The sequence below is a fragment of the Acinetobacter sp. RIT698 genome, from assembly GCF_009668065.1.
Classification (GTDB): Bacteria; Pseudomonadota; Gammaproteobacteria; order Pseudomonadales; family Moraxellaceae; genus Acinetobacter; species Acinetobacter guillouiae.
Genome location: NZ_WJYH01000052.1, coordinates 1 through 11892 on the forward strand (window position 1 = coordinate 1; position 11892 = coordinate 11892).

Annotated in this window: 12 protein-coding genes; 6 read left to right on the forward strand and 6 right to left on the reverse strand. The window is 39.9% G+C overall.

Annotation, left to right across the window (positions count from 1 at the left end; translation table 11 throughout):
* The first annotated feature begins 249 nt into the window (after positions 1–249).
* The 5 genes from GJV03_RS17920 (at position 250) to GJV03_RS17940 (ending at position 5541) form a co-directional block, all read left to right on the forward strand.
* Positions 250–2925 carry a TonB-dependent receptor gene (locus GJV03_RS17920; RefSeq protein WP_216070502.1) on the forward strand — a complete coding sequence of 892 codons (2676 nt, stop codon included), beginning with the start codon at positions 250–252 and terminating at the stop codon, positions 2923–2925.
* A gap of 151 nt (positions 2926–3076) precedes the next feature.
* Positions 3077–3772 carry an energy transducer TonB gene (locus GJV03_RS17925; protein WP_154130740.1) on the forward strand — a complete coding sequence of 232 codons (696 nt, stop codon included), beginning with the start codon at positions 3077–3079 and terminating at the stop codon, positions 3770–3772.
* A 26-nt stretch (positions 3773–3798) separates the two neighbouring features.
* The gene (locus tag GJV03_RS17930) at positions 3799–4665 is read left to right on the forward strand and encodes a MotA/TolQ/ExbB proton channel family protein (protein WP_105713262.1); all 867 of its coding nucleotides are present in this window, start codon (positions 3799–3801) and stop codon (positions 4663–4665) included.
* 14 nt (positions 4666–4679) lie between these two features.
* Positions 4680–5105: a biopolymer transporter ExbD gene (locus GJV03_RS17935; protein ID WP_034610077.1), complete on the forward strand. Its 426-nt coding sequence runs from the start codon at positions 4680–4682 to the stop codon at positions 5103–5105.
* 19 nt (positions 5106–5124) lie between these two features.
* Complete coding sequence (locus tag GJV03_RS17940) at positions 5125–5541, forward strand: biopolymer transporter ExbD (protein WP_004722903.1); 417 nt, start codon at positions 5125–5127, stop codon at positions 5539–5541.
* 185 nt (positions 5542–5726) lie between these two features.
* Here GJV03_RS17940 and GJV03_RS17945 read toward each other — a convergent pair whose 3' ends face one another.
* Both GJV03_RS17945 and GJV03_RS17950 read right to left on the reverse strand, forming a co-directional pair.
* Positions 5727–7229, reverse strand: a complete 1503-nt coding sequence (locus GJV03_RS17945) for a CoA-acylating methylmalonate-semialdehyde dehydrogenase (RefSeq protein ID WP_154130741.1) — start codon at positions 7227–7229, stop codon at positions 5727–5729.
* 195 nt (positions 7230–7424) lie between these two features.
* Entirely contained in the window at positions 7425–8765 is a 1341-nt protein-coding gene (locus GJV03_RS17950; RefSeq protein WP_056514730.1) for an MFS transporter, read from the reverse strand.
* A gap of 474 nt (positions 8766–9239) precedes the next feature.
* Here GJV03_RS17950 and GJV03_RS17955 point away from each other — a divergent pair, with 474 nt between their 5' ends.
* On the forward strand, positions 9240–9791 hold the full coding sequence (locus tag GJV03_RS17955) for a LuxR C-terminal-related transcriptional regulator (protein ID WP_004722910.1): 552 nt from the start codon (positions 9240–9242) through the stop codon (positions 9789–9791).
* A 60-nt stretch (positions 9792–9851) separates the two neighbouring features.
* Here the strand turns inward: GJV03_RS17955 and GJV03_RS17960 are convergent, their stop codons facing one another.
* From GJV03_RS17960 to GJV03_RS17975, 4 genes are all read right to left on the reverse strand, one after another.
* Entirely contained in the window at positions 9852–10196 is a 345-nt protein-coding gene (locus GJV03_RS17960) for a zinc ribbon domain-containing protein YjdM (protein WP_151956819.1), read from the reverse strand.
* A gap of 112 nt (positions 10197–10308) precedes the next feature.
* Complete coding sequence (locus GJV03_RS17965; protein WP_154130742.1) at positions 10309–10662, reverse strand: DUF488 family protein; 354 nt, start codon at positions 10660–10662, stop codon at positions 10309–10311.
* A gap of 248 nt (positions 10663–10910) precedes the next feature.
* On the reverse strand, positions 10911–11357 hold the full coding sequence (locus tag GJV03_RS17970) for an SRPBCC family protein (protein WP_154130743.1): 447 nt from the start codon (positions 11355–11357) through the stop codon (positions 10911–10913).
* Between the two features lie 148 nt (positions 11358–11505).
* Positions 11506–11874 (reverse strand): ribonuclease E inhibitor RraB, encoded by a 369-nt coding sequence (locus tag GJV03_RS17975; RefSeq protein ID WP_154130744.1) that lies wholly within the window; start codon positions 11872–11874, stop codon positions 11506–11508.
* Between the last annotated feature and the right edge of the window lie 18 nt (positions 11875–11892).

Here is an 11892-nt window from a genome sequence, read left to right on the forward strand (position 1 = left end):
AAAACTAAAATCTATTGAGTATTTTTTAATCACACCTTCATATTGTATTAACACTAATCAGGGCAACTTCCAAACTTATTTTTCTACTATCAAGTCACGGATGAATAAGGAGATTAAACACTAGTCACGTAAATTCTTATCATTTTTTTGTATATTTTTAAAACATATAATTAGATAGTTGGCACTTGAATTGCTAGAAAGCAATGCAGCAATATCGCTAAGTACAAAAAAAAATGGATGTCTGAAAATATGAAAGTAAACAAAAATGTTTGCACTTTGGGATCGCCAACGATGGGGAAAACGTTACTAAAATTAAGTACGCTTAGTCTAAGTATGATGTGCCTATCGCTAGCGCATGCAGCAGAAACTGAAGAAACAAAACAACCAACAAAAGTAGCCAAAGTCACCGTTACAGGGTCTTCAATTAAAGGGGTTGCAGCTCAAAGTGCTTCACCCATTACCATTATTAAAGGTGAAGATTTAGCCAAACAAGGGGTAACCACTGTCGAAGAAGCCTTGACCAAAGTCAGTTCAAACCAAGCTGGTTTTTCTACCTCTCAAAACATCGGGCGAAGTAATACCGAGGGTTCATCAGCCAATTTACGTGGTTTAGGAACAAATAAAACACTGGTCTTATTGAATGGTCGTCGTTTAGCTTATAGTCCGTTTAGTACATCAACCACCAACCTTAATATTATTCCAATGGCAATGGTTGAACGTATCGAAGTCCTTCGTGATGGTGCATCTGCGGTTTATGGTGCAGATGCAATTGGTGGTGTGGTCAATTTTATTACCAAAAAATCCTTTGAAGGCCTCAACATCAGTGTGGGTGCAACTCAGCCCGAAGCCAGTGGTGGTGATAAACAAGATATTTCCATCTTTGGGGGCTATGGTGATCTGGATGAACAAGGCTTTAACGTTTACGGTGTAGTCGATTATCGCAAAACCAACAATATCATGGCAAAAGACCGCAAGATCAGTCGCCGTGGTGGTGTGATCCCTGAACTCGGTCTAGATGCCAGTTCAATAAATGGATTCCCTGCAAATTTTCTTGATCCAAAAAATAATATTTTGGCAAATCCATATGGCAATACAAATTGTAATAACACGCCTAATGTCGTTGCAGATGGCGGATTATGTTATCTCAATACCCAAGCATTAATTGGGATTACCCCAGAAGTTGAAACAATTTCAGCGCTTGGTCGTGGAACCTTTAAACTTTCAGATAAATTTAATCTGATTGGAGAATATATCTTCTCGCGCAATGAGGTCACCACTTCAGTTGCACCCGATGTATATAGCCGTTCGGTCACCCTACCCTCGACAAGTCAATATTATCCTGGCAAAGGCATTGTCCCTGCAGTGAATGGACTCAGCGATGGAGATTTACAACTCTATCTGCGTTCACAAGGTGGAAATCGCTCAGGTAAAACAATCAATGATTCACATCGTGCATTTGCAGGAATTGAAGGTGAAGCCTATGGTTGGGATATCAATGCCGGTTTAACCTATGCAAAAAGTGAAGCAACAGATAGCTTTAATGCGGGTTATCTCAATCAAAGTAAGGTTCAGGCCGCTTTAAATAATGGTTCACTCAATCCATTTGGCCCTTCAGCCGATGCTAATATTTGGAAATCCTTTGAGGTTAAAGGAGATACCAATAAAGCCAGCTTAGACTCAACCTCATTTGATGTCACCGTATCTCGTCCAATCTATACACTACCCGCAGGTGAGGTTGGATTTGCCTTAGGCGGAAGTTTTACCAAACAAAATTGGGATCAAAAAATTAATGCTGAGATCGTCAGACAAGTACCTGGTAGTGGTACAGATCCAGATAAACCTGTGAGTAAAGGTGATCGAGATATCTCTGCGGTATTCACTGAATTACATATCCCGATTTTAGCCAATTTAGAAGCGCAACTTGCAGCACGCTATGATGACTATAGTGACTTTGGCGATACCTTCAATCCAAAAGTCGCTTTACGTTGGGAACCGTTAAAGCAATTGATGTTCCGCACCTCATACAGTACAGGTTTCCGTGCACCAAGCTTATACGAAATCAACTCACCACAGAGCCAAACCTACACTGGTCCAAAATACAATGACCCAGTACTCTGCCCAGATGGCGCCCCAACTGCACCAGAATACCAAACAGAATGTAAAGTTCAATTTAAACGTATGCAAGGCGGAAATCCCGACTTAAAAGCTGAAGAGTCAACATCTTATACTGCTGGGCTTGTGTTTGAGCCAATCAAAAATCTGGTATTCACAGCAGATTACTACAACATCAAAGTGGATAATTTGATCGATACGATTTCCGATTCAATTATTTTTGCTGACCCAAACAAATATTCAAGTTTATTTGTCCGTGATGCAGATGGACGGATCAAATATGTGAGTACGACTTTGATCAATATGGGTGGAATTAAAACTCAAGGGGTTGATTTAAGTTTGAACTATCTCACACCTGTGACTAAAACAGGGCGTTTTGGTTTTGGTATTGATGGGACCTATGTCATTAAATATGACAAACAAGAAGAAAAAGACGGTGAATGGATCAGCCGTGCAGGTAGCTATTATAACCAACAAGTCTATTCACGCTGGAAACATGTTGCCAATGTCAATTGGAGTTACGACAACTGGAAAATGATCTTTGAGCAACAATTTAGTCGTGGTTATAAAGACTCAAATTCTATTGGTGAAGCCAAATATGACAACCATCGTGTCAGTGATTACATCCTGTATAACATTGCGGGCACTTATAGTGGATTCAAGAACTTAGAACTTACTGGTGGGATCAAAAATATCTTTGACCAAGATCCGCCTGCATCCAACGTGAAGGATAATTTCCAATATGGTTATGACTCCAGTTATGCAGACCCAACAGGTCGCGCATATTACGTCAGAGCAACTTACAAATTCTAATTAGGCATTTCGCAAACATGGTCTAGATCTAACCTAGTCACGGTGTTTGCGAAATTGATTCATTCACTTAGCCAAACAAAAGAATTGAACAGAATTTTTTTATCGTCTCTCTTTTACTATTTATTGTTTGTCTCTCATTTCAGGAGTAGCAATGGGCAAGAATTTTTCAGAATTAGAAAATAATTCTTCCAAACGCCTGATCGGGATTGGAGCAGTCATCTTACTGCATCTAATCATTCTCTATGGCTTGATTACAGGTTTATCCAAGACAGTTGAAAAACCAGCGGATGAACCTGTTGAATTACTGATTATTCAGGACAAAAAACCTGAACCAGAAAAACCTAAACCCATTGAAAAGCCACCAGAACTGCCAAAGTTGGTGGAGAAAGTATTGAAAACACCAGATCCAAAGCCGACTGAAAAATCAATGGAAAAACCGACACCAACACCAAAGCAGACGCCTACCCCCACAGCAACGCCAAAAACCTCAGAGAGTCCTGAGCCAACACCGACGCCAAAACCTGAAACGACGCCAAAACCTGAACCAGCAAAACCCAAACCAGCAGGTGAAACACGAGGTGTATCGAGTGGAGAAGCGGGTTGTAAAACACCTGATTACCCACGTGAATCTTTACAAAACGAAGAGCAAGGTGAGGTTCTTATTTCGGTATTTGTGGGTAGTGATGGAAAGGTTAAAGAAACCAAAGTAAAAAAATCGAGTGGGAGTAAAAGCTTAGACAAAGCTGCCTCGAAAGCTTTTAGCTTATGTAAGTTTAAACCTGCTTTAAAGAATGGTGAACCTCAAGATTCTTGGTATGACATACCTTATGAATTTGTACTGAATTAATCAATTAAATAAAAATTTGGAGATAAATGATGAATAAAACGCTGAAATCTGTACGACTATTTGCTTCTGTTGGGATTTTAACTGCAAGCACCCTACTGCCTGTATCTAGTGTATTTGCAGAAGAAACCACTGCAACGCCTGCGACTGTAACGACGACCAATACAGCAACCAGTGAAACACATACACCACCACCTAAACCAGCAACAACACAAGCTGTTCACAACCCTTACGGTTTAGAAGCACTATGGCGCGAAGGTGATATTGTGGCTAAATCAACCTTATTTATCTTGGTCCTGATGTCGATTGGAACGTGGTACATCATGGTGACCAAGTTTATTCAGCAGGCAAAAATTAAGCGTCAAGGTAAAGAAGTTGAAGCCAAATTCTGGGATGCTGCATCAATTGACGGCGCTGCGGGAACGCTAGGCGAAGCAAGTGCTTATCGTTTTATTGCTGAAAAAGGCATTAACTCAACCAAAAAACATGGCGGAAACCTACTTGAGCGTATCGACTTTAATACTTGGGTCACAATGTCGATTCAACGTGCAATTGATAAAATTCAAAGTCATTTAAGTGGTGGTTTAGCATTTCTTGCAACCGTCGGTTCTACCGCACCATTCGTTGGTTTGTTCGGTACAGTTTGGGGAATCTATCATGCACTTACTGCAATTGGCATTTCGGGTCAGGCCTCTATTGATAAAGTTGCTGGACCTGTCGGCGAAGCACTGATCATGACTGCAATCGGTCTTGCTGTAGCTGTGCCTGCGGTACTTGGTTATAACTGGCTCACCCGCCGTAATAAAGCAGTATTGGATAATGTACGTACTTTTGGTTCTGACTTACATACTGTTCTACTCAGTGGCGAGATCAAAAACAGTGGTGATGCGAAATAAATGAGGTATCTATTATGAGCATGACAGTCAATTCAGGCAGTGACGAAGATGATGTAATTTCAGCGATTAACACCACACCTTTGGTGGATATTATGCTGGTTCTGCTGATTATATTTTTAATCACCGTCCCCGTTGCAATTCACACGGTTCCAGTCAAGTTGCCTGAGGAAAAAAATACACCTTATGTCACTAAGCCAATTAATGTGCAAATCGCGGTCAATAAAGCGGGAGATATTTTTTGGAACGAAAAGTATATCGCAGATAAAAATACACTGATCAATCGTTTACAGGCTGAGGCAGCAAAACGCCCACAGCCAGAGGTACATATTCGTGGTGATCAAGTGACAAAATTTGAAGCGATTGATGAAGTCATTAGTGCTACCAAGCAAGCAGGTATCGGCAAAATCGCTTTTGTCACGACACCTGTTGCCGCACCATAATCGGGAGAAGGAACAGTTTATGGGTATGAATGTAGGTGCCAATAAAGACGATGATGATGTGATGTTAGATGTCAATATGACGCCACTTATTGATGTGATGTTGGTGTTGTTAATTATGTTTATTATCACCATCCCAATTCCAAATAATGCGATCAATATTGACTTGCCCAATGGCGCACCACCACCTACCAATGAGAAGCCACCTGAGCCAGTCACCTTACGTATTGACCCTCAAGGTAAAATCTTTTGGAATGATCAAGCTGTTGAAAATAAACAAGCGCTAGAAGTTTTATTTGCGGGTGTTGCACAGAAATCAGATCAAGATCCGATTAAAGTGCAGCCCGATAAACTGACTGAATATAAGGATGTGGCAATGGTGATGGCAGCCGCGCAACGATTAAATGTTAAAAAAATCGGAATTGCAGCAAGCCAATAATATTTAAGGGATGAACAAAGCTGCACAGTGCAATCGACTTGCAGCTTTGAGCCCTTGACATGCAATCTTTCGGGACGATTTATTCATAGTGCAACATTATAAAGAACACAACACTCGATATATTTGGCATTCACTCACACTTAAAAAAGTCAGCATCTGCTGGCTGATCATCGACATGGAATCAATTAAGTGATTTTAAATGCCAAAGAAATGGCTTGATCTTGTTGTTCAGGATCAGGCCATTTTTGTGAAACAGATTTTAACTTGGTATAGAAACGAGCGGCATCTGGACCATATAAATGCGACTCACCAAATTTTGAACGTCGCAAACCACCAAAGTTAAAATAACTCACTGGGAGTGGTACAGGCACATTAACACCAATCATGCCCGACTCAACTTCCATAAAGAAGCGATGTGCTGACTTTCCATCACGGGTAAAAATCACCGAACCATTGCCATATTCATGGCTATTGGTCACAGCAATTGCCTCATCTAAACTATTGACGCGTAAAATTCCTCGCGCTGGGCCAAAAACTTCTTGTTGATAAAAATCCATATCCATAGATAGATAATCAAATAAAGTGGGACCAATATAATAGCCATTGGCATACTCTGGATGTTTAAAATCACGACCATCCACCACCAACTCAGCACCATCTGCAATACATTGATCAATTGTCTTTAAAACAGATTGTTGCGATTGCGCACTAATCACCGCACCAAAATCTGCAGTCGGATCATTGTATGCGCCAACTTTCAATGCTTTGATTTTTTCTACGATACGTTGGCGTAAGTGATCTGCCGTTTCAGCACCTACGGGAATCAGCAGTGATACCGCCATACAACGCTGACTGGCTGAACCAAACCCTGCTGAAACAAAGGCATTTGCAGCCGCTTCAAGATCGGCATCAGGCATCACCACCATGTGATTTTTCCCGCCTGTAAATGCTGCAACACGTTTGTTATGTGAGGTGCCTTTTTGGTAAACATATTCACCAATCTGTGTAGAACCCACAAAGCTCACAGCTGCGATTTCAGGATGTTCAAGTAATGCATCGACTGCTGTTTTATCCCCTTGTACAACATTAAATACATCGTCTGGAAGACCCGCTTCTTTCCATAACTCTGCAAAAAATAATGCAGCCGAAGGCACTTTTTCAGACGGTTTCCAAACTATTGAATTCCCCACAGAAACAGCCATGGCCATCATGACAGCAGGAATCATAATGGGAAAATTAAAAGGGGTAATACAGCCCACCACACCCACAGGAACCCGTACAGAAAACACATCGATGTCGCCAGCAACATTACGTGCATATTCACCCTTAGTAATCTGTGGGGCATTACAAGCAAATTCAATTCCTTCAATCGCACGGCCAATTTCACCGATTGCATCGGCAATGGTTTTGCCATGTTCACGACCAATGATTTCTGCCAATTCAGCCGTTTTGGCAATCATTAATTCACGTAATTTAAATAGAACTTGCAAGCGTGTAGCATGTGAAGCTTTTGCCCATTTTTTTGCATTTGCTGATGTGGCGGCTTTCACGGCAGTATCAATCACTGTTGCATCACCATAAGCACAACGCGCAATTTCTTCACCCGTAGAGGGATTAAATACTGGGCCTGAATGTTGAGTTTCAGTGATATGACGGCCTGAAATATAATGTCCGATCAAAGTGTTCATCCTGATTTTTCCTTCACGCTGATACTGAAACTAAATTTAAAATGCTACTGAAGACGGTCTTTCCATGACCACTTTGGCGAGAAAACCCCATATTCCCAAGGCTGATAAAGGAAATATTCATATTCATTCCTGAAAATTAAGCGTGGTAAATTGAATGATTGATTGCAATGCTTTGCTTTGAATCACTACTTTGCATTAAACAGACAATTTGCTTTTCACTGATTTACGCTGTCTCGCGGGGCTAAGATCATCACGCTTCATAAAGAAGCTACAGAAGATTGCGAAAATCGCCATACTCATGATGTAGGTAATAATCAAATGAGGACTACCATTACCAATACTTAGTAATTTGGTGGCGATCAATGGTGCAAGTCCACCGCCTAATACACCTGCGAATTGAACTGAAATCGAGATGCCACTGTAGCGAATTTCGGCAGGAAACTGTCGAGCAAATAACTGAGACTGTGGCGCATACATGATCGGAAACACCACGCCGATTGCTAAAACAATTGCGGTCCATACCAAGACTGGGTCCTTGGTATCCAACATGCTAAAGAACGGATAGCAATACAATGCAAGGACCACTAGACCAAACATAAACATATTACGCTGCCCAACTTTGTCGGATAAATGTCCACACAATGGCGTCATCACCATGATTAAGCCTGCACCACAAATCGTTGCAAACAAAATGTCTTGGCGAGGAATACCCAACTTGGTTGTGGTGTAGGCTAAGGCAAAAGTAGAGGCAATATAAAACCATGCATTTTCAGCAGCACGGGCAAAGATAATCGTGAGTAATTCGCGTGGATGATTTTTAAAGACCTGCATTGCTGGAACTTTAACTTCTTGTGCTTGTTGTTTTACTTTTTCAAAATCGGGTGACTCAGGCACTTTGACACGGATATACCAACCCACACCTAACAATAAAATGCTGGCAAGGAAAGGCAGACGCCAACCCCAACTAAATAGACTTGCTTCGGGTAAAAGTGAAACCAAACCCAATGCGATAGAGGCCAACATTAAACCACCACCAGCACTTGCTTGCGGCAAACTTCCCCAAAAGCCTTTACCGCCTTCAGGAGCATGCTCCACAGCCATCAACACGGCACCGCCCCACTCGCCGCCCATTGCCATACCTTGAACAAAACGCAAAATCACCAGAAAAAATGTCGCCCAATATCCAATACTTTCGTAGGTTGGCAATAGGCCAATTAAAACGGTAGGAATCCCCATCATAATCAGCGTGGTTAGCAGCATGGTTTTTCGACCAATTTTGTCCCCAAAATGACCAAAGATAATGCCTCCCAACGGACGTCCAATAAAGCCAACAGCGTATGTGGCAAATGCAGCCAAGACACCTGTTAATGGGTCAAGATTGGGGAAAAACAGTTTATTGAAAATTAATGCTGCGGCTGCACCGTAAATAAAAAAGTCGTACCACTCGATCGTCGTTCCAACCATGCTGGAGATACCCGCCAGACGGTGTGAAGACTTTTTCGGTTGTTGAGGACTTGATCCTTGTATATGCTCCATCGCTACCTCGCCCAATTCTTAGTATTGTCATCCATTCACCACCTTAGAGATAATCCATCCTGATTATATTTATTAAGGTGATCTAATTCTTTTTACATAAACAACTTAAAATAAGAAGCCAAGATTAATATTGATTTATCCTAATAAAAAATTCTAAATAACCTGAGTGCCTCTCATCATCAATGTGAATCAATTGCTTTTTTCAGTCAACACCCTTAATTACTTAAGTAGTTTTTAAAATTTAATAAATAATTTAAATACAATTACTTATATAAAAACATACCAATATAGACTAAAGTTAAATATAAAAAATGTGATCCATTACAAACTATTCAAAATGCTAAGTTTATATGTATAACAACACAAAAATAATCTATTTAGTTTTCATCATATTATAAAAAATCAACGATCGAATACTTGTTATTTCTCGCTGTCACGTTATATTCATTATTATACTAAGTAAGGATGCTTATTATGAACTATAATAAAATCGCATTTGATTTTAGCCCTGCACCGATTGTTGTGTTAAGTTATCGACACATGATGGAAATGAATGCTGCATTTGCCAATCTGTTTGGCTATGAGCGTGGTGAATTAATTGAGCAATCCATAGTCAAAATTTTTCCTAGCCTTGAGGATTATGAAAAGGTCGGGAATGATGCATTGCAAAGCTTATTGTTAAAAAAAAGCCATTACTATTCTGATCAGCGCTTTATGCAGCATAAAAATGGCGAAATCTTTTGGACACATACCCATGGGCAAACCTTGACACCTGAAGACCCCTTTAAATTGATGGTCTGGCATTTTGAACGTAAAGATCAGGTGCTGTCTTCTAAGCAAAAATTGACTAAACGTGAATCAGAAATTACCCAATTGATTGTCAATGGATTTACCTGTAAAGAAATTGCACGAAAATTAGAGCTGTCGCATCGGACCATAGAAGTGCATAAAGCAAATTTAATGAAAAAGTTGGGCGTTCGCTCCAAAGCAGAACTGACCTCAAAAATTATTATTCGAGAAAAATGATATAGACAAAAAAAATGATCACAGTTGAATTGCTGTGATCATTGATGAACCTCAAAAAATTTAAGCTTTTTTCACAAATTCTGACTTTAATTTCATGGGACCAATGCCATCAATTTTACAATCAATATCATGCCCATCATTACTGTCTACCAGTAACCGAATACTTTTGACTTTGGTTCCTACCTTAACCACTGCAGAAGAACCTTTAATTTTTAAGTCTTTAATCACCGTCACTGAATCGCCATCTGCCAAGATATTGCCAACAGCATCTTTAATCGTCACGCTGTCATCTGCTATTACTTGCTCGCCATCTTTCCATTCATAGCTACATTCTGGGCAAATCAATAAATCGCTATCTTGATAGGTATATTCTGAATTACATTTTGGACAATGTGGCAAAGACATAATAAGCTCAACTTCGGTTCAAATCACAATCATAGCATTTTAAGATTTTTCATCAACTTAAAAACCATAATAAATATAAGGAATAATTTAAAATCAACCGTGATCATTAAAACTAGGCTTTATGATTTAACACATCCAGCAAAACACTGACATGATTTCGCCCTTGATTTTTGGCCGCCGTTAATAAGGTTATAGGACCTTGTGCTATCAGTTTCCGCAGTTCTTCTAACGGTACTGTAACCTGTGATAATTCAACGCGATAACGTTGTTGAAACTCATCCCAACGGTTTTCGCTATCCTCGTGATACCATTTTCTGAGTTCATTTGACGGGGTAATTTCTTTCGGCCATAAGTCAATCTTAGCATCATCTTTTTTAATACCACGTGGCCACAAACGATCAACCAGAATTCGTTGACCATCTGTTTCTGAAACCGGATCATAAATTCGTTTGCTATAAATCGTCATTGTTATTCCAAACTGAAGTTATTCTAAAATTATTCCAAATGATGAGAAATATGGTTGTGTAAAGTGATAAGGGGGGAATAAAAACATCGTGTCCCCCATCACAGCTTAGCCTGCAAACAAAGGCGAGGCTTGGTGCTTACTCAGGCAATCAATGATCGAATTGTATTGCCCGCTTAATGGATGATAGGTGAATGATATAAATACCACAGTAAGCCTGTAGCGATAGTTTATAGGTCACTCACGCGAGTTTATTGATCTGGAATTGTTGGATTGACCAAGAGACCAAGTAATTGCAAAGACTCTTGCCATCCCAAATAACAAGCCTCAACAGGAATCACTTTAGGGATGCCTGACTGGGTAATATTGACTTCCGTTCCGACAAGCACACCTTTTATTTCAATAATTACTTCAATGTCTCCAGCGAGTTCAGGATTATCAAATCGATCAAAATATCGTATGCGTTGGTTGGGAATCAGCTCTGCATAAGTTCCACCAAATGAATGGGTTGTACCTGTAGAGAAATTGGTAAATGACATTCGATAAGAACCTCCAACCGTTGCATCCATTTGATGAAGCTTTGCTGTAAAACCATGCGGAGGCATCCACTTTACAATTGCATCTGGGTCTAAGAAAGCTTTATAGACTCGCTCTGGTGGTGCACTAAAAACGCGATGCAACTTTACCGTATTACTCATACTCATATCCTTGACTATTATTGTTGTTGAAAATCAAGTTTAGCGCTGTACAAAGCTTTCATTTGTATGGTTTGAGTAGTCTGAAACTTAAAAAAAAGCATATCAACAAGGATATGCTTTTAAAACAATATGCGTCATCTAAAGACCATTATTCTTCATCCTCTTCATCATCAAATATATAGGTTGTACATCCCCAACCATCATATTCACCTTCAAACTGCTCAGCAATTTTACTAAACCATTGCTCTAAATCAACAACATCTTCGTAGTCTGGAATCAGATGAACATAAACCGTAATCACCCATTCATTGGGCTGCACTTCTTCATCCAAATACAGTGAAATTTTTTGCTCTTCGTGTAAAAGATAGATTGCACATTTTTCAGCAAGTTCTTGTGTTTTAAAATACACAGAAAACTCGATTTCATGTACCTCTTCTAAATCATCACCATCTTCGTGCATTTGCCAAAGTAGATTACCGTTATCATCTTCTGGAAATTTTTCAAAATCACGAGTCATGGCCAAGCCCTCTTTTAA